We start from the raw sequence: 19,895 nt of genomic DNA, 5'->3' as shown, positions 1-19,895 counted from the left end.
TCGCTCCCACATTTGATCTTCAGTGTTTTAACTATCCCGATTTACGCCTGCCACCAACGCTCGATCACGCGCAGTCCATCCAGCTCGCCATACGGCGCAGTCTGCCCACCGTGCATGACCCGGTTGGAACGAGCCGCCACGGAACTGGCGAACAGCGGCACGATCGCCCCGCCATCGTCCCGGCACAGCGACTGCATTTCGTTGTACATCTCGCGGCGCAACGGATCGTTCATTTCGCCCCGGGCGGCGTTGAGCAATTGGTTGAAACGCGGGTTGTCCCAGTGGGTTTCGTTCCAGGCCGCACCCTTGGCGTAACCAATGCTGAACATGCGGTCGGCGGTCAGGCTGCTGTACCAGAACGAGGTGGTGAGCGGTTGTTTCATCCAGACATTGGAGAAATAACCATCGGAGGGTTCGCGCACCACATCGATGTCGATCCCGGCCGCACGCGCCTGCTCCTTGAACAACACCGAGGCGTCCACCGCGCCGGTGTACGCCGCATCGGAGGCTTGCAGGCGCACCTTGAGCGAATCCAGGCCGGCCTTTTTCAGGTAGAAACGCGACTTGTCCGGATCGTAGCTGCGTTGCTCCAGCGCATTGTTGATGAAGCGGCTGCCCGGCTGGATCGGGTGATCGTTACCCACCAGACCGTAACCGTACAGCACCGAAGCGAGCAGGGTTTCGCGGTTGATCGCGTGCTTCATCGCCATGCGCACGTCGTTGTTCTGAAAGACCTGGCTGTCAGTGAGCATCGGGAAGGTGTAGTGCTGGGCGCCCTTGGTTTCTTCGATGACCAGGTTCGGATTGCGCTTGAGCAGTGCCACGGTTTTCAGGTCGACCTTGTTGATCACGTCCACTTGCCCGGTGACCAACGCGTTGATTCGCGCGGCGCCATCGGCGATCCCGATCAGTTCGGCGCTGGCGAAGTGCGCGCGGCCCGGTTTCCAGTAATCCGGGCTGCGTTCCAGGGTCATGCGCACACCCGGTTCGAAGTCCTTGAGGCGATAACCGCCGGTGCCGACACCCGCCTGCCAGTCTGGCACCCCGTCCTTGCTCGGCATGATCACCAGATGGTAATCAGCGACCACATAGGTGAAATCAGCGTTGCCCGAATGCAGTTCGAATACCACGCTGTCGCTGCCGTTGGCGCTGACCTTGGCCACATCGCCCAACACGGTTTTGGCCGCCGAGCTGGATTTATCCCCGAGGTGATGCTGGATCGAGGCGACCACGTCGTCGGCGGTCAGGGCCTTGCCGTTGTGGAAGGTCACGCCCTGGCGCAATTTGAAGGTCCAGACCCGTGCGTCCGGGGTCGACGTCCAGCTTTCGGCCAGTTCGGGGATCGCCGTGCCGTCGACGGCAATTTCGGTCAGGGTGTTATAGATCGCCGAGAAACCGACAAAGGTGAAGGTATCAACCCAGGAGCCGGGGTCTTTCGAGTCGGTGGTGCTGCCACCGGCCAAGCCAAGGCGCAACACACCACCGGGTTTTGGTGTTGCATCCTCGGCGAAGGCACCCAATGGCAGGCCCATGGAGAACGCCCCGGCCACAGCTGCGGCGGTTGCGCTGTACTTCAAGCTCCCTATAAGAAAATCTCGGCGCGGGAAACTTGATTCTTGGTTCGCTTGAGTAATCTTGTTTTTGTTATCGCTCATTGCATTGCCCCTGATCGAAAGCTAATGAAATAACCCTTCAAAACCACGCAAGGCACCGGACCATGGCCCGGTGCGTAAATCGTTCAAATCGCCAACCGTCACATCTGGATCGCCTTCACTTCGACGAATTCGTTGAGCCCCTCTTCCCCCCATTCACGTCCATTGCCGGATTGTTTGTAGCCCCCGAACGGCGCCTGATAGTTGAACGCCGCACCATTGAGAAAACACTGGCCCGCCCGCAATTGCCGCCCCAGTTGCAAGGCACGCTCGGTGCTGCCGGCCCAGACGCCGCTGGACAGGCCGAACGGGGAGTCGTTGGCGATCTGGATCGCCTGCGCCTCATCGGCATAGGGGATCAGGCACAGCACCGGGCCGAAGATCTCTTCCTGGGCGATGCGCATGCTGTTATTGACGTCAGCGAACAGCGTCGGGCTGACGTAGTAACCACGCTCCATGCCCGGTGTCGAGTCGCCCCCGCACAACAGACGCGCGCCTTCCTCCTGACCGACCTTGATGTAATCGAGCACGGTGCGCCTTTGCGCCGCCGAACACATCGGGCCAAGGAAGCTCTGCGGATCGAGCGGATCGCCCATGCGCAGGCTCAGGGTTTCCTCCAACGCAATTTCAACCGCTTCGGCATAACGGCTGGCGGGCAGCAGCATGCGGGTCAACGCGGTGCAGGTTTGCCCTGAGTTGATCATCACGTCCTGCACGCCGTAGCGCACGGCAGCGTCCAGATCCGCATCCTCGGCGATCAGCAGCGCCGACTTGCCACCGAGTTCCAGGCATACCCGTTTCACCGAAGGCGCCGCCGCTTGCGCAACGCGCACACCCGCGCCGGTGGAACCGGTGAACGACACCATGTCCACGTCCGGGTGTTTGGCCAGGGCTTCGCCGACCTTCGCTCCCGGCCCGCTGACCAAGTTGAATACACCGGCCGGCAAGCCGATATCCTCGATCATCTGCGCCAGCAAAAACGCATGCAGCGGGGTGTCCTGGCTTGGCTTGACCACCACTGTGCAACCGGCCGCCAGTGCCGGGCCGAGCTTGCCGATCAGCTGGTGCAGCGGATAGTTCCACGGGTTGATGAACGCGCAGACGCCTACCGCTTCGCGGATCACCAGCGAGTTGCCGACCTCGCGCACTTCGTCCATCAAACCGGCGAGTTCGACGTACTGCTCCAGACCGATGATCGGCCCGTCCACTTGTACCGAACGGCTCCATTGCACCGGCATGCCAAGTTCGGTGGTGATCACCGCCGCCATTTCGTCGGCACGGGTTTGCATTTGTTCTGCAAGAGCGCGGATGTACCCGGCGCGCACACTCGATGGCGTCCGTGACCATGGCCCAAAGGCCTTGCGCGCCGCCGCCACGGCGAGGTCGACATCGCGTTCATCGCCCAGCGGCACGCTGCCGGCGACGTCCTCAGTGGCCGGGTTGATCACCTCGGCGACACCTTGCCCCGACGGGGTTTGCCAGCGTCCGTCAATGAACAGTGATTGGTGATTAAGCATGTACCTGAACCTCCATCAATTCGTGAGCACAACGGGCGATGCGCTGGCAGGCATCACGCAATGGCGCGGCCCCCACCACCAACCCGATTCTGATGTGACCGGCCGCGCTCGGACCGAAGGCTTCGCCGGCCAAGACCGAGACGCCATGGCGATCAAGCAAACGATCAGCGAACGCTTGGGCGCTGAGCCCGGTTTCGCGTATATCGACCATTACGAACATCCCGCCATCGGGTTTCAAGGCGCGCACGCCGGGGCAGTCGCCCAGGCATTCGCAGACCAGATCGCGACGTTGGCGATAGGCTTCGCGCATGGCGTCCAGTTCCGGCAGCTGGCTTTCCAGCGCCACCACGGCGGCGTCCTGGATGAAATCCGGCGAGCCGTAGAGCATGCACAGCGCCAGGTTTTCCAGATGCGCGGACAACGAGGATGGCGCCACCACCCAGCCGACGCGCCAGCCGGTCATGGCGTGGGATTTCGACAGGCTGTTGAGCGTCGCGGTGCGTTCGGCCATGCCCGGCAAACTCGCCGGGCTGACGTGTTCGCCTTCAAACAGCAGCTCGCTGTAAACCTCATCGGAAATCAGCCACAGGTCGTGGGCGATGCACAATTCGGCCAAGGCCTGCCAGATGCTGCGCGGCAGGCTCGCCCCCGATGGGTTGTGCGGGCTGTTCAGCACCAGGGCGCGGGTACGCGGGGTGATACGGCTGGCGACGTCTTCGGGCAGCACGCGAAAACCGTTTTCCGAACGCACCGGCACGGGCACCACCACGGCGCCGCAGGCACCGAACACCGCTTCGTAGGTGACGTACATCGGTTCGGCGACGATCACTTCATCACCCGGATTGAGCACGCACTGAGCCACACTGAACAGTGCGCACTGTGCGCCGGCCAGCACCGTGACCTCGTCCGCCGTCACCCGTTGCCCACTGCGTTGCCCGTGGCGTTTGGCGATGGCTTCACGCAAGGCGCGCTTGCCACGCACCTCGGCGTAGTGAGTATTGCCGGACAACAAACTGTCGATGGCACCCTGCACGATGGGCGGCGGCGTATCGAAGTCCGGGTCGCCCACCGACAGCAGCAAGATGTCTTCGCCCTGCTCGCGCATTGCCAGTGCGCGGTAATGAATATCCCAGGCGGCAGCGCCGTCACCGGCGATACGTTGAGTCAGATCGGAAAAGCGCATGGTCCTGTTCCCTCAAAAGAAGTCCCTTAAAAGAAGCCCCTTTAAAAAGCCCCGCTAAACAAAGGTGAAAATCAGTTCGCACAGGCATGCTTGAGTTCGATCAGGGTCACACCATTGCGTTTGAAACCGTGGCGCAGATCAGTTTGCAACTCGGCCAGGCTTTGCGGCTGGTTCACGGTGCAACCGAAAGCGCGACCGAGGGCGGCGAAATCCGGGTTGCGCGGCAGCACGCCGATCGGTTCGATGTCCAGCTCGAGCATGTCGTCGCGGATCTGCCCCAAGGCGTCGTTATTCCACAGCAACACCACCAGCGGGCTGTCCAGCTCCTCGACCGCCGTCGCCAGTTCCTGCGCGGTGTAGAGGAAACCGCCGTCACCCACCAGCACCAGCCCCGGACGTTGCGGCGCGCCAAACTTGGCGCCGATGCCGGCGGGCAAGCCGTAACCCAAGGTGCCGTAACCGGTCGGGTGCAACCAACTGCGTGGTGCCAGTGAATCGAAGGCGTAGTTGCCGGTGTAGGCCAGCTGGGTCATGTCGGTGCTGATGAAAGCGTTGGCCGGCAGTTCGGCAGCAATTCGCTGCAGAATCGCCTGATGGATCGACTGCAAGGGACCGTGACCGTTTTTCACTGCCTCACGCAGCGCCGCTACCGAGGCAATTGCCGTACTGGCATCACGCACGTCAGGCGACAGGCGCTCCAGCAGCGCCGCCAGCGTCTGTTGCGAATCACCGTGCAACGCCACGGCGCTCGGATAGAAGTCGTTGAACTTGCGCGGATCGATGTCCACCCGCAGCAATTGGGCATTGAGCGGCAGGCGTTCGCGCCAGAAATCGGTGTCGGCCATTTCGGTGCCGACCGCCAGCACCACATCGGCCTCGGCGATCAGGTTCCAGCCCGGTTCCACGCACAGCGACGAACCGGCATTAAGCGGTGCGTCCGGTGGCAGCAGGCCTTTACCGGCGACACTGGTGAACAGCGGCGCGGCCAGGCGGGTGCTGAGTTCTTGCAACTGCGATGCGGCATTCAATGCGCCGCCGCCCGCGATGATCATCGGCCGTTTCGCGCCATGCAGCCTGGCTACCGCTTCGTCCAGCACAGTGGAGGCTGGCGTGCCGCGACCCGGACGACGCACGACGTCGTTGCTCCAGTCGCGGGCAATCGGTGCCGACAGCACATCCAGCGGCACCGAAATGTGCACCGGGCGCGGACGCTCACTGTCGAACACCGCATAAGCGCGGGCGATCAGTTCCGGCAAGTCTTCGGCGGTCAACGCCACCGCCGAGAACGCCGTGATTGGCGCGGTCATCGCACGCTGATCCTGGGTTTCGTGCAGGCAACCCCAGCCCTTGCCGAGGCTGGCGCTGTGGTTGACGCTGGAAATCACCAGCATCGGAATCGAATCGGCGTAGGCCTGGCCGATGCCGGTGGCGGCGTTGGTCACGCCGGGGCCGGTAATGATGAAGCACACGCCGGGTTTGCCGCTCACCCGCGCATAGCCGTCGGCCATGAAACTGGCGCCCTGCTCATGGCGGGTCAATACGTGGCGAATGCCGCTGCCGGGCAAGCCGCGATACAGTTCCAGGGTGTGTACGCCGGGAATGCCGAACACAGTGTCGACGCCGTAGTTGGCCAGCAGACGCACCAGCGCCTGGCCACCCGTCAAGGTTTTGCTTTGCATGTTCAGGTCCTCACGCATGTGCGATACGAATCAACGCATCGACCGCAGTCGTGCCATCGGCGCCGACCAACAATGGGTTCACATCAAGTTCCAGCAATTGTCCGGCGTTCTCGCAGGCGTATTCGGCTACCGCACCGATCGCCGCCACCAAGGCGTCCAGATCCGCCGCTTCGCGCCCTCGAAAACCTTGCAGCAATGCGGCGCTGCGCAGGCTCAGCACGGCCTGGCGAATCGCCCCGTCGGTGGTCGGCAGCAACAGGCTGCGACTGTCCTTGAGCAACTCCACCAGAATGCCGCCGGCGCCAATCACCAAAGCCAGGCCGAAATCGTTTTCGCGCTTGATGCCGACAATCAGCTCCGCCAGCGGCGGCTTGGCCATCGGTTCCAGCAGCAACTGATCGAAAGGCACGCCAGGCGCGTAAGCGGCCATGCTGGCGCGCATTTTTTCCAGGGCAGCGCTTAACGCGGCACCATCCTTGAGGTTCAGTGCCACGGCACCCGCTTCGGTCTTGTGCGGCAACTGCGCGCTGACCGCTTTAAGCACCAATGGATAGCCCAATGCTTCGGCGTCCTTCAGTGCTTTGTCTGGCGTGCTCAGTACACCGTTGGGCGTCGGCAGGCCAAACTCGCGCAGGGCCTGCTTGGAATCCCATTCATTTAGCAACTGCCCTTCGCCTTCCAGCGCCTGCGGACAGAGTGGCACCAAAGCCGATTCGCCCAATGCCAACAACGCCTGACGATTGCGCTGATAACCGGCGATACGACCCCAGGCCGCCAAACCATCTTCGACACCCTGCAACGCCGCCACACCTTGCCCGTGCAAACGCTCGCGGGCATGAGCCGGCAGCAACTCGGGGAAGGCCGAGGTGACAAAACCGGTCTTGCCGTGACGCACCAGCGCCTCGCAGTACAGATCCAGCAGCAGGTCACATTCCTTGCGCTCGCCGGTAAATTGCGCCGGGTAATCGAGCACCAGCATCGCCGCATCCGCTTCAGTACGCAGAGCGCTGTCGAGCATGCGGTTCAAGGCTTCGCCGTCGCCCCAGATCGCCGTGGTGAAATCCAGCGGGTTGACCAGGTTGGCGTAGCTCGGCAGCACCTGGGCCAGTTCGCCGACTTGTTCTTCGTCGAGTTTTGGCAGGCTCAGTTCGTTGCGTTCGGAGTAATCGGCAATCAACCCGGCGTCGCCACCGGAACAGGCCAGCGCGATCAGGCTGTTGCCCGCTGGCAGGTTGCCGCAGGCCGCAGCTTTCAGGGTTTCGACAAAACTCACCGGACCACTGACGCGAATCACTCCGAGCCTTGCGAACAACGCGTCGTACAGCGCATCGGAACCGGACAACGAACTGGTGTGACTCAGGGCCAGTTCGGCGCCGATCTGCGACACGCCGGTTTTCAGAGCAATGATCGGAATGCCCTTCTCCAGAGCCTTGTGCGCGGCGCGGGCGAAACCCGGTACGTTTTTCAAGCCTTCCATATGCAGGCCAATGGCGGTGACCCGGGGTTCATCGAGCAACACGTCCATCAATTCGGCCACGCCCAGTTGCGCCTGATTGCCGACCGAGGCCATGTAGGCCACCGGCAGCGAGCGGTCACTCATGGACAGGTTGTAGGCGAAGTTGCCGCTCTGGGTCAGGACGGCCACGCCCTTCTCCACCGCTTTGCCGCCGTGGGCCACCGGCCACAGCGCGGAGCTGTGCAGGTAGTCGAGCAGCCCGTAGCAGTTGGGGCCGAGCAACGCCATGTCGCCAGCGGCTCCGAGCAGTTGTTGTTGCAGGGCCTGGCCTTCGGCGCCGGTCTCGGCAAACCCCGAGGCGTAGCAGATCGCGCCACCCGTACCGATGGCGGCGAGTTCGGCGACGCAGGTCAGGGTCAGTTCACGGTTGGTCGCGATGAACACCGCGTCCGGGCCGCACGGCAAGTCGGCAATGCTGCGCAAGCAGGGTACGCCTTCGAGGCTGTCGTGCTGCGGATTGACCAGCCACATTTGCCCTGGGTAACCGCCGTCGGCACAGCGCTTGAGCGCGCGAGCCATGCTGCGGCCACCGACAAACGCCACGTGCCGCGGGGCGAGCATGCGTTCGAGGTTGTCACGAATCGTTGGCGACATGGGAATTCTCCGGGGCGTTCAGCGCAGCAGTGGCCGCAGCAGCTCGCGGGAAATGATGTGGCGCTGGATTTCCGAGGTGCCTTCCCAGATCCGTTCGATCCGCGCATTACGCCAGATACGTTCCACCGGACCTTCGTCCATCAGGCCCATGCCGCCAAAAATCTGCACCGCCTCATCGGCCGCGCGCCCCAGCACTTCGCTGGCAAACAGCTTGGCCATGCCAGCGTCGCCATCGGTCATGGTGCCCTGGTCCATTTTCCAGGCGGTATGCAGGGTCAGCAGTTCCGCTGCGCGGATCTGCGTGGCCATATCCGCCAGTTTGAACGACACCCCTTGATAGGTGCCGATCGGCTGGCCGAATTGCTTGCGATCCGCCGCCCATTGCAGCGACACGTCCAGCGCTCGTTGCGCCTGACCGACGCAGTTGGCGGCGACCATTACCCGGCCGGCAGTCAGCCAGGCGTTGGCCACTTCCCAGCCTTTACCGACTTCGCCCAACACTTTGGAAGCCGGGACACGGCAGTCGTCGAAGAACATTTCGAAGGTGTGATAACCACGGTTGCTCACGCACTTGGGGCCACGGCGAATGGTCATGCCCGGGGTGTCGCGGTCGACCAGGAACGAGGTCACGGCGTTGCGCTTGCGGCCGTTGTGTTCGTAGGTGTCGGTGACAGCGAAGACAATAGCGAAGTCGGCGTGGCCGGCGTGGCTGATGAAGTGCTTGCTGCCGTTGAGAACATAGTCGTCACCGTCACGCACGGCACGGGTCTGGATCGCATTGGCATCGGAACCGGCGCCCGGTTCGGTCAAAGCGAAGCAGTCGATCTTCTCGCCCTGGATGCACGGCAACAGGTAGTCGTCGACCTGATCGCCGGTGCAGGCCATGAGAATTTTCGATGGCCGTGCAACGAAGACATGCAGCGCCCAGGACACCTTGGAAAGCTCACGCTCGATCAGCGCCTGGGACAGGTAATCCAGACCGCCACCGCCGACCTCTTCCGGCATGTTGAAGGCGTAGAAACCGGCGGCGATCGCCTTGCCGCGAATCTGCGCCGCCAGCTCCGGGGAGACTTCGTCGGCGCGATCGACTTCATCTTCATAGGGCAGTAGTTCCTTGGCGACGAAACTGCGTACTGCGTCCATCAACATTTCTTGTTCTTGGGTAAGTTGGAAATTCATGGTGCTACCTGTTGTTCGTGTGCTGATAGAGGTGTGCCGAGGCTCAACGACCGATAAAGCGTGCCGGGCGTTTTTCCATGGCCGCGCGCAGGGCTTCGTTGCCGTCTTCGCTGCGACCGCACAACAGGCCGGCGGCCAGTTCCGCTTGCAGTTGCTCGGGCAAGCTACGGTCGGCGCCTCCGCGCATGAGTTTTTTGGTCTGGGCAAAGGCAAAGGTCGGCCCTGTGGCCAGGCGTTTGGCGAGTTCGCTGGCGACGGTTTGCAGTTGATCGTCAGGGCAGACTTCGCTGACCAGGCCGGCGGCCAGGGCACGGTCGGCGCCCCACAATTCGTCGAGGAACAACAGACGCTTGGCCTGCTCGGCGCCGATCAGCCGTGGCAGGTGCCAACTGGCGCCGGCGTCCGGCGAGTAGGCCATGCTGGTGTAGCCGGCCTTGAACCGTGCCGATTGTGCGGCGATACGCAAGTCGCAGCACAGGGTCAGGTCCATGCCCCCGCCGACGGCCGTGCCGTTGATGGCGGCGATTGTCGGTTTTTCCAGGCTGTACAGGCGGGTCATCAAGGCATGAGCGGTTTCGGTCCAGCCGTAGCTTTCCAGCGCGCCACGGGCTTCGGCGGCGGCCCATTCGTCCAGATCGGCACCGGAACAAAAACTGCGTCCGCTGCCGGTCAGCACCACAACGCGGACCGCAGGATCGGCGTTGTAAGTGTCGAGCAAGGCGTGCAGGCTTTTCAGCGTCGGGATGTCCAGCGCGTTGCGCTGAGCGGTGCGATTAAGGGTGATCCAGGCGACGCCTGCTTCCACCTGACTGAGCAGCGAATCGTGAGTAGTCATGCGAGTCCTCGAATTATTGTGTTGGCGTGAGGTGATGCGACTTGAGACCATACTAAACGAGTGTTCAGTAAGGCGGCAATTGGTGATGGAATGGGCTGTAACTGGCTATAAATGTCTCTATACTGTTGTATTTATTGGATTATTTACTAATTGCCTGACTTCACTATCTGAAACTGTTACAACTTCGAACAACTGCCTACATTGAAGATTGGCAACGCTGTCGCGTCATGAGGGCACCTAATGCGCGCCGCAAAACAACTGTGGGAGCGGGCTTGCTCGCGAAAGCGGTCTGTCAGTCGACATTGATGTTGACCGGCATGACGCCTTCGCGAGCAAGCCCGCTCCCACAAGGTATGCGTTAAATCAGGGAATCAAGCGCTCGGCAAACTCGGCGCCAACACCGCCTCGCGTTTGCGGTGGAACACGAAATACGCGCCATAACACAGCGCAATAAAACCAAAGCCCCAATACAGCGACGGGCGCTGGGTGTCGTCCAGTGCCAGGAACACGAACAACGAGCAGCACAGCGTGATGCACATCAATGGCAGCACCGGGAACCACGGAGCTCGGTATTTCAGGTCGCTGAGTTTGCCGCCATCGCGCAGGTAGGCTTTGCGGAACTTGTATTGCGCCAGGGCGATGACAATCCAGGTCACGGTGCCAGACATGCCACTCACCGCCATCAGCACCATGAACAGCGTGTCCGCCGCTACGAAACTGGTCATCAGCGACACCAGGGCGAAACACAAAGTGATGCTCAGGGCGCGCAACGGCACGCCGCGCTTGCTCAGCACCGACAGGCCTTTGGGCGCCATGCCGGTTTTCGACATGGCCCAGAGGATGCGGGTCGACGCGTAGAGGCCGGAGTTGCCCACCGACAAAATCGCCGTGAGGATCACAAAGTTCATCAAGTCAGCGGCGTACGGGATGCCGACCATGTCGAACACCTGCACGAATGGACTTTCCATCAGCCCCGCCTGCTGCCACGGCACGATGGCCGACAGCACGATAATCGCCAGCACATAGAAAATCAGCACCCGAAACACCACGTTGCGCACGGCGCGCGGGATGCTTTTTTCCGGCTGGTCGGTTTCGCCAGCGGCCACGCCCATGATCTCGCAGCCCTGGAAGGCGTAGACCACGGTCATCATCACCGCGAACACCGCCGACAGGCCGTGAGGGAACAACGAGTCGCCGATCAGGTTGCTCATCATCGGCGCGGGTGCGCCACTGCTCAGCGGGATCGCGCCGAAGATCACCAGCACGCCGACCACGATGAACCCGAGAATCGCCGCGACCTTGATCCCGGAAAACCAGTATTCCGCCTCACCGAAGGCGCGGGTCGCCAGGGCGTTGAGGCCGAACAGCACCACCACGAACAGCGCCGACCAATACCAGATTGGCACCTGCGGAAACCAACGGGTCATCAGCATCCCGGCTGCGGTGAACTCCAGGCCGACCGTGGTGGCCCAGCTCATCCAGTACACCCAGCCGATCATGAACCCGGTGGCCGGGCCGATGTATTGGGTGGCGTGGGTCTGGAACGAACCGGATACCGGCATGTGCACCGACAGTTCGCCCAGGCAGACCATCACCAGGTACATCAGGAAACCGGCGACGAGGTACGCCAGAATCGCCCCCACCGGACCGCCCTGGTTGATGATCACCCCGGAGCCCATGAACAACCCGGTGCCGATCACGCCGCCCAGAGACAGCATGAAAATGTGCCGGCTTTTCAGGGCTCGGGTCAGTTGGATGCCTTTGCGATCAGTGCTTTCGTTCATGTCGGCACCTCAGCAGTCAGTGAGGTGCGCGGCGCATGACAGGAGATCATGGCGCGGGGAAGGATCAGCTTTACGGCAATTCATTATTATTATCTCCAATAAGCTTCGAAGGCCGCGCTGCAGCGGCTGAGTCGATTATTGGAACGCTATGTAAGGTCGCGTTGTACGCAGCGATCTAAGTTGTAGAAAATCGTAACGATATTGTAAGAGCGGTTTGTTCATCTGTGCTGCAACAGATCTTCCAGGGTTTGCTGCGCCCGTTGTATTTGCGCTTGAACGGTCGGCGCCAGCTCACGGATCGCCGGTTCGTCGTTGCCCAGCGCCGTTGTTTCCAGCCTTCGCAATACCTCGGCCAATCCACGAAAACCCAATGAATCGCTGCTGCCGGCCAGGCGATGCGCCAGTTGCGCAACCTCTGTGCAATCGTCGGCCTCGATTGCTTCGTCCAGCGCTTCTCGGTGCTGAAGAATCGAGTCGTGCAGCAACGCCAGCAGGCCCTGCACCTTTTGCTCACCGAGCAACGTGCGATGCGTTTGCAGCAACGGCCAGTCGATCGTCCCGCCAGCTACCAAGGGTTTTTTGACAATCGTCTGCCCCGCCAGCACCTGGCGCAGGCTGTCCAGCTTCAGCGGTTTGGCCAGAATGCCGTCCATGCCGGCGTTCAGGTAACCGCGTACCAACGCCGGTTGTACGCTGGCAGTCAGGGCGAAAATGCGGGTCTGGAAATTCGGCCCGTCGGTGCTACGGATCTGTGAGCATAGCTCGACGCCGCTCATCCCCGGTAGATGCACATCCAGCAGGATCAGATCGAAAGTCCGCGTCGCGCACAGCACCAACGCCTGTTGAGCATCGATGGCCAGCCACACCTGATGCCCATCCCGTAGCAGCAGCCCCTCGGCCACTTCACGGTTGAGCGCCACATCCTCGACCACCAGAATGTCCAGCGCCGGGTCCACCTCGGGAAGCGGCGCTACGTTGATGACATCGTTGGCCGGCTGCAAGAGCAGTTCGAACCAGAAACAACTACCGCGACCGACTTCGCTGCTGACACCGATGCAACCGCCCATGTGCTCCACCAGACGTTTACAGATCGCCAACCCCAACCCGGTGCCGCCAAAGCGCTGCGCCACTTCCTCGCTGGCCTGGGTGAAGCGCTCGAAAATCTTCGCCTGCATCGCCGGGGCAATTCCGATGCCGTCATCGGTGACACTCAGCCGCAAGTGCTGCCCGCTCTGCCCTTCAATCTGAGCGAGCAACCCCACTTCAACGCTGACCTCGCCGCCTTCAGTGAACTTGATCGCATTGGCCAACAAGTTGCTCAAGACCTGCCGCAAAAATTGCTCCGCGCCGTGGTGTTGTTCGGCCACCCGCTGATCGACCCGGCAATTGAGAATCGTGTCGTTGTTCAACGCCTCGGGTTCCACCAAGGTCAGCACTTCGTCGAGCAATTGGCGAATCGAGAAATTCACCGGCTCTGGCAGGCTCGCGCCCTCCTCCAACTTGGCGAAATACAACACTTCATCAAGAATGGCCAGCAAGCCCTCACCGGCCTTGTGCAAGGCATCCAGGCGTTTGCTGTCCTGCTGATTCAGCCTGGCGCCGCGCAGCAACTCGGCCATGCCGAGAATGCCGTTGAGCGGCGTTCGCAACTCGTGACTCATGGTCGCCAGAAACCGCGACTTGGCCTGGTTGGCCGCTTCGGCTTCGTCCTTGGCGCGCATCAAGCTGGCGGTGCGCCGCTCGACCCTGCGCAGCAATTCATCGCGATTGTCCTGCAAGGCCAGGCGGTCGGTTTCCCGGCGGTCGATATCAATGAGGATCGCCCGGCGCATGTCATCCAGGGCGTTGGCCACGGTGTCGATTTCATCTTCTTGAGCGTTGCGCCGCTTGTCCAGGCGTAACGGCTCGTGCCATTTACCGGCGGCGATGCGCCCAGCAAATTCGGCCATGACTTGCAAGTGGCGGGTGACCAATCGATAGAACAAGCCGGACAGCGCCACCGCCAAACCGCAGAGAAATACGCCCATCCACAACAAACTGGTCAACCCGGTGGCGTACAGGCGCTCATACACCGCGCCCAGATCCGTGCTGACTTCCAGTTCACCGAGCTGGCGCAACGGGCCGGATGGCGGTTGATAGTCCAGGGCAAAACGCTCGATGCGCAACGGCCCCACCGGGTTGGGGTTGCCTTGTAGCAAGTCGTAGTCCGGGCTGGTCAGATGCACCCGCGCCACGTCGGAAAAACCCACCAGGCCGCGCAATTGCACGTTCAACTGCTCCAGGTTCAGATCCCACAAACTGCGCTCCAGGCTCGCCAGATAACCGGCGCGGATCAACTCCATGCGCGAGTCGATCTCGCGCATTTCCCGGCTGTATTCGATGTACAGCTGTACGCTGCTAGCCAGCACGGTGAAGCACAGGCTGAACAACAGAATGAACAGCAGCAGACGCCGCAATAGTCCACCGGGGCGGGCGCGGATCATTGTGTGTGGGCCGGCAGGTTAATCATGTCGCGGTAGGTGACTTCGCTTTCATTGAGCAGACGCTCAATATCACCGGCATCGACCATGCGCTGCAGCTGCGCATTGATTTGCGGCATATGCGTGGCCAGCGGCGAAAGACGCGAAACGGCCACCCGCAGGTAATCCACGCTCAATACATCGGGCAAGGCAACGATGTCTTGAGCGCCGGGCAGGTTGGCGACGTACAACTGACCGGTGCGACGCTCTTGGGTAATGAAATCGATGCGCCCGCGAATCAGCTTGCCGAAGTTCTGGCGGTTGTCGGAGACCCATTCGATGTTGTTGTTTTGCGCGACCATGCTATCGAATTCCACGCCGTAGCTTTCACCGAACAGCAAGCCACCACGGTATTTGGCCAGATCTTGCAGCCGTTCGAATTTCACCGGGTGCTGGCGATTGATGAACAAGGCAACTTCTTCGCGCAGCACCGGCACCGTGGAAAACAGCATGCTCTGTTCCCGTTGCGCGTTGCTGTACGCCAGCACCACGTCGACCCTGCCTTCAGCGGCATCCAGCAGGCAGCGCTTCCAGTTGCCCAGCACCACGATCTCGACCTCGTAGCCCAATTGACTGAACAGCTTTTTCACCACGCTCGGCGCCAGACCCCGAACCTGTTTGCCGTCGCTCCAGGAAATCGGCGGGTATACCGGGTAATCGCAATAACGGACCTTTTCGGCCGCCAGGGTACTGCCGGCCACAAGCGCCAGCATCAGCCAAAGCAGTCGCCTCACAACCGTCACGCCGCCAGGCTGGCAGTGAACAGGTAACCGGCGCCGTGGATGGTGATGATCAACTGCGGCTCGGCGGGATCGTCGTGCAACTTGCGTCGCAAGCGGCCAACCAGCACATCGATGGAGCGGTCGTTAGGCACCCATTCGCGGTTGCGAATCTGGTCCATCAACTGGTCGCGGCTCAGGGTGTGGCCACTGTTGCGCAGGAACACGCTGAGCAACTGGTATTCGCCGTGGGTCAGCAGGGTTTCACTGCCGGTCGGATCGATCAGACGCCGGCGATCGGTATCCAGCGCCCAATCGGCGAACTGTTTGACCGGTTTGGACACAGCCGCCACGAGCTGCGGTGATTGCGCATGCCGAACCCGGCGAATCAGGTTTTTCGCCCGGGACACCAGTTCCCGTGGATTGAGGGGTTTGATCACGTAGTCATCGGCGCCGCATTCGAGGCCGACGATGCGATCGATTTCGTCATTGCGCCCGGTGATCAGGATGATCCCCACTTCCGAACGCACCCGCAGCTCCCGGGTCAGGGTCAAGCCATCCTTGCCGGGCAAACGGATATCGAGCATGACCAGGTCCACGGGCTGACTGGCGAGGCAGGTTTCGGCCAGTTCCGCCGTGGCGACACAATGTACCTCGTAGCCTTCCTGGGAAAGATAGGCCTGCAAGAGTTCGCGAATCAGCGGATCGTCATCGACGATCAGTACCCGAGGGGTCATTGCTTGGTGTCCTGCACAGGCCCGAAGGCGTGTTTCTTATTAGAATGTTTTGTTGCATCAGCGCCAGAGAGTATCCACTGTTGAACAAGTGATCAACAGTTGCTCGTCTGCACACAAAAACGCTGCCGTCCGCCGGCCTGCAAACCGTCGACCCAGGCCTCGCAGATCTGGACACCCTGCTCCGGGGTAAACGTGCCGGCGTTGAGTCCGGACTCCAGCCACAGGCCATCGAGCAAGGCACTGAGGCCGATCGCGGCGAGATCGGCGTCGAAATTCTCCCAGCCCTCTTCCAGCGCCAGTTCCATCAGCACTTTGCGCAAGATGCCGCGGTACTCGCCATAGGACTGATCGTGAGCCTGGTTGATCACCTCGGCAGTTTTCACTGCGCCCCAGAATGCCAGCCAGGCATCGATCAACTGCGGGTCGAGCAATTCGGCGGAAAACGAACCACGGAAGAACGCCGACAACCGTTCGCGGGCATTGGGCGCCGCCTGTTCCATGGACTCGCGGAGCAGGGTCATGACGCGCCCGGTGATCGCCATGTAGGCCTCGGCCACCAGTTCGTCCTTGCCGGAATAGTGATGGCTGATCAAGCCGACCGACACACCTGCCTCAGCGGAAATTTTACGGATTGAAGCGCCCTGGAAGCCATGGCGCTTGAGACAAACCAACGTCGCCTCGATCAGATTGGCCTTGCGCAACTCCGGTTCCATGCGAGAAAAACGGGCTTCCTGATTCATGACGACACGCTCCTGGATTCAATCACGGGGCCCGCGTTGTATTTACGAGCTGAACGACTGTACAGCAAGAGTGTGGTCAGTCTCCAGTCAGTCTTTTTCCAGCTCTTCGCCATGGTTAAACATAACTGCTGCGCGCCAAAGTAAAAAAACAAGTTGATTTTTTACTGTGGGTAAATTTTTATAGGGTAATAATAACAACGACCCGACCTTTCGGCGTCAGCCTGCCTGGAGTACCTGCCCCATGTCGACCTCGAAACCTGCTTTTACCCACCTGTTCGAACCCTTGCAGATACGAGGCAAGCGCCTGAAAAACCGCATTATGTCCAGCGGTCACGACACCTCGATGCCCACTGATAATCTGGTCAACGAGCAGTTGATCGCCTATCACCGTGCGCGTGCCGAAGGCGGTGCCGGGCTGATCGTGTTGCAAGTGGCAGGCGTGCATGACAGCGCGCGGTACACCTCTCATGTGCTGATGGCCACCGACGACGCCTGCATCGAGGGCTATCGCAAACTGGCGCAAACCTGCCACGCCCACGGCACCTTGGTGCTGTCGCAAGTGTTCCATCCGGGGCGGGAAATCATGGAGTCCAGCGATGGTTTGCTGGCCGTGGCCTACTCCGCCTCGGCGGTGCCCAATGAGCGTTTCAGGGTGATGCCACGAGCGCTGGATCAGACGATGATCGACGAGATTGTCGCCGGCTATGCCGCTGCCGCCCGGCGTCTGCATCAGGCCGGGATCGATGGCGTCGAAGTGGTTGCCAGCCACGGCTATCTGCCGGCGCAATTCATCAACCCACGGGTCAATCGCCGTACAGATGGCTACAACGGTGAACTGGAACAGCGCCTGCGCTTTTTGTGTGAAATCATCGCCGCCATCCGTGCCGCGACCGATGAGCAGTTCATCATCGGCCTGCGCATCTCGGCAGACGAACGTGACCCTGAAGGCCTCACCGAAAACGAATCACTCGCCGCCGTGCAGTCGCTGCAAGCGCAACTGGATTATGTGCACATCGTCGCCGGCACCTCGGCGTCGCTGGGTGGCGCGGTGCACATCGTGCCGCCGATGGCGATTGAAGCGGCTTACTTGGCCAAGGAGGCCGGGACGTTCAAGGCCAGCCTGAACATTCCATTGTTCGTCACCGGTCGCATCAACCAGCCCCAGGAAGCCGAGCTGATCATCGCCCGTGGGCAAGCCGATGTGTGTGGCATGACCCGGGCGCTGATCTGCGACCCGCAAATGCCGAACAAGACCGACACCGGCCACGTCGAAGACGTGCGCGCGTGCATTGCGTGCAATCAGGCGTGCATCGGGCACTTCCACAAGGGCTTGCCGATTTCCTGTATCCAGCACCCGGAAACCGGTCGTGAGCTGATCTTTGGCCAGCGGCAACCGGCGACAAACCGCAAACGCATCATGATTGCCGGCGGTGGTCCCGCCGGGATGAAAGCGGCTGCTGTGGCGGCGCAACGCGGCCATCATGTAACGCTGTACGAAGCCAGTTCGCAACTCGGTGGTCAGGTATTGCTCGCGCAATTGCTGCCACGGCGCAGCGAGTTCGGCGGTGCCAGCACCAACCTGCAACGGGAAATGGAGTTGGCCGGGGTGCGCGTGGTGCGCAACACCCGGGTCGACCGCGCTTTGGTGGAACAGGAAAAACCGGACATGGTGATTGTCGCCACCGGTGCTGAGCCGTACTGGCCGCACTTCGAACGCGGCGGCGAACTGCAGGTGGTGGATGCCTGGCAGGTGCTGCGCGACGAGGTGCAAATCGGCCGCTCCGTGGTGGTAGTAGACTGGCGTTGCGACTGGATCGGCCCCGGCATAGCCGAGCGCCTGACCCGCGCCGGGCATCAGGTGCAACTGGCGGTCAACGGCACCCATTGCGGGGAAAACCTGCCGCTGTACGTGCGCGATCAACTGGCTGGCGAATTGCACAAACTCGGTATTCCGATCACGCCGTATGCGCGGTTGTACGGTTGCGATGACAACACCGTCTACTTGCAACACACCGCCAGCGGTGAGCCGATGCTGCTGGAAAACATCGATACCCTGGTGCTGTGCCAGGGGCATCAGCCAGTGGACATGCTGGGCGCCGAGTTGCAAGGGCTGGTGGAGTTTCGGCGCATCGGCGATTGCCTGGCACCGCGCACCGCTGAAGAAGCGATATACGAAGGATTGAAAGTCGCGTGGGAGCTTTAGGGCTGTTTATACTCCGGGACTTTGACGGCTAACACCAAACCTGTGGGAGCGAGCCTGCTCGCGAAAGGGTCGCCAGCTTCAACATCAACGTTGACTGACACACCGTTTTCGCGAGCAGGCTCGCTCCCACAGGGATTGTGCAAATTAACTTAAGCCCCTTCCCGGTTCGGAAATCACCATGAGCAACAACAGCACGACGCAGTCCGCAACCGGTATCGCCGAACAACACTTTCTCGGCACACGCATTCGCAGCCTGCGCAAACGTCGGGGCATGACCCTGACGGAACTGGCTAACTTGAGCGAGCTGACCGCCGGCTACATCAGCCAACTGGAACGCAACCTCGCCTATCCGTCGATCCCGGCGCTGTTCAATATCGCCCGCAGCCTCGGGGTGACCATCCAGTGGTTCTTCGCCAGCGAAGCCAACACCAATCCCGAAGACGACGGTGTGGTGGTGCGCAAAAACAGTCGCCTGAGCGTGCATTACGAGGACGGTATCGTCGACCAGTTGCTGACCCCGCCGCCCAACCGTCAGCTGGAAATGCTCCACTCGCGCTTCCCGCCGGGCACGTACAGCCAGCAAAGCTACAGCCACGAAGGTGAAGAAGCCGGTTATCTGTTGTCGGGCAGTTTCGAGTTGTGGGTGGGCGAGCGCTATTTTCAGCTCAACGAAGGCGATAGTTTCAGTTTCTCCAGCCAGGAACAGCACCGCTACGGCAACCCCGGCGATGTGGATGCGGTGGTGATCTGGGTAATTACCCCGCCGACCTTCTAACCGCGCCTGCACCCCGGCTGAGTGACGCTCGCGCGCTTGAGGATGTCGCTTGGCAATTCCTTGAACAGCGTGTGCAAGCTGCTGGAGAAATCCAGGGAGCCCAGGTTCACTTCAATTTCATCGTCGGCGCGTACGAATACAGCTGAACCGCAGCAGTCCTTTCAAGCGCGGATAGCGACACCCTCAAAAAGCGGCGCGGTCAGTCATGCAAGGTTCGACTGACCGCGTTCTGCCGTAAGCGCTAGCTCGACGAGCCCGACCCG

Annotated in this window: 14 protein-coding genes; 2 read left to right on the top strand and 12 right to left on the bottom strand. The window is 61.3% G+C overall.

What is annotated here, in order from left to right; translation table 11 throughout:
• Positions 1-41: 41 nt before the first annotated feature.
• The 12 genes from ACA059_RS09660 to ACA059_RS09605 form a co-directional block, all read right to left on the bottom strand.
• Positions 42-1,655 (bottom strand): ABC transporter substrate-binding protein, encoded by a 1,614-nt coding sequence (locus ACA059_RS09660; RefSeq protein ID WP_497633600.1) that lies wholly within the window; start codon positions 1,653-1,655, stop codon positions 42-44.
• A 98-nt stretch (positions 1,656-1,753) separates the two neighbouring features.
• On the bottom strand, positions 1,754-3,169 hold the full coding sequence (locus ACA059_RS09655) for an aldehyde dehydrogenase family protein (protein WP_497633599.1): 1,416 nt from the start codon (positions 3,167-3,169) through the stop codon (positions 1,754-1,756).
• Entirely contained in the window at positions 3,162-4,352 is a 1,191-nt protein-coding gene (locus tag ACA059_RS09650) for a pyridoxal phosphate-dependent aminotransferase (RefSeq protein ID WP_497633598.1), read from the bottom strand. Before ACA059_RS09650 ends, ACA059_RS09655 begins: the two co-directional genes overlap by 8 nt.
• A 71-nt stretch (positions 4,353-4,423) precedes the next feature.
• Positions 4,424-6,031, bottom strand: coding sequence for a 5-guanidino-2-oxopentanoate decarboxylase (locus ACA059_RS09645; RefSeq protein WP_497633596.1), 1,608 nt, complete (start codon positions 6,029-6,031; stop codon positions 4,424-4,426).
• Positions 6,032-6,041: 10 nt separating this feature from the next.
• Positions 6,042-8,141 carry an acetate--CoA ligase family protein gene (locus tag ACA059_RS09640; protein ID WP_497633595.1) on the bottom strand — a complete coding sequence of 700 codons (2,100 nt, stop codon included), beginning with the start codon at positions 8,139-8,141 and terminating at the stop codon, positions 6,042-6,044.
• Between the two features lie 18 nt (positions 8,142-8,159).
• Positions 8,160-9,320 (bottom strand): acyl-CoA dehydrogenase family protein, encoded by a 1,161-nt coding sequence (locus tag ACA059_RS09635; RefSeq protein ID WP_497633594.1) that lies wholly within the window; start codon positions 9,318-9,320, stop codon positions 8,160-8,162.
• Between the two features lie 43 nt (positions 9,321-9,363).
• Entirely contained in the window at positions 9,364-10,155 is a 792-nt protein-coding gene (locus ACA059_RS09630) for an enoyl-CoA hydratase/isomerase family protein (RefSeq protein ID WP_497633593.1), read from the bottom strand.
• A gap of 371 nt (positions 10,156-10,526) precedes the next feature.
• The gene (locus ACA059_RS09625; RefSeq protein ID WP_497633591.1) at positions 10,527-11,939 is read right to left on the bottom strand and encodes an amino acid permease; all 1,413 of its coding nucleotides are present in this window, start codon (positions 11,937-11,939) and stop codon (positions 10,527-10,529) included.
• Between the two features lie 218 nt (positions 11,940-12,157).
• Positions 12,158-14,422, bottom strand: coding sequence for an ATP-binding protein (locus tag ACA059_RS09620; RefSeq protein ID WP_497633590.1), 2,265 nt, complete (start codon positions 14,420-14,422; stop codon positions 12,158-12,160).
• Positions 14,419-15,171, bottom strand: coding sequence for a substrate-binding periplasmic protein (locus ACA059_RS09615; RefSeq protein WP_497634647.1), 753 nt, complete (start codon positions 15,169-15,171; stop codon positions 14,419-14,421). The genes ACA059_RS09620 and ACA059_RS09615 overlap by 4 nt, the downstream gene beginning before the upstream one ends.
• Positions 15,172-15,197: 26 nt before the next feature.
• Positions 15,198-15,914 (bottom strand): response regulator, encoded by a 717-nt coding sequence (locus tag ACA059_RS09610; protein ID WP_497633588.1) that lies wholly within the window; start codon positions 15,912-15,914, stop codon positions 15,198-15,200.
• Between the two features lie 92 nt (positions 15,915-16,006).
• Positions 16,007-16,654, bottom strand: coding sequence for a TetR family transcriptional regulator C-terminal domain-containing protein (locus tag ACA059_RS09605; protein WP_497633587.1), 648 nt, complete (start codon positions 16,652-16,654; stop codon positions 16,007-16,009).
• 241 nt (positions 16,655-16,895) lie between these two features.
• Between ACA059_RS09605 and ACA059_RS09600 the strand changes: the two genes are divergently transcribed.
• Positions 16,896-18,857: an oxidoreductase gene (locus tag ACA059_RS09600; RefSeq protein WP_497633586.1), complete on the top strand. Its 1,962-nt coding sequence runs from the start codon at positions 16,896-16,898 to the stop codon at positions 18,855-18,857.
• Between the two features lie 178 nt (positions 18,858-19,035).
• Positions 19,036-19,632: a cupin domain-containing protein gene (locus ACA059_RS09595; RefSeq protein ID WP_497633585.1), complete on the top strand. Its 597-nt coding sequence runs from the start codon at positions 19,036-19,038 to the stop codon at positions 19,630-19,632.
• Positions 19,633-19,895 lie beyond the last annotated feature (263 nt).

Source organism: Pseudomonas sp. LBUM1647 (genome assembly GCF_059716175.1).
Note: the sequence above shows the minus strand (reverse complement) of the source record. Positions and strands in the feature narration are given on the sequence as shown.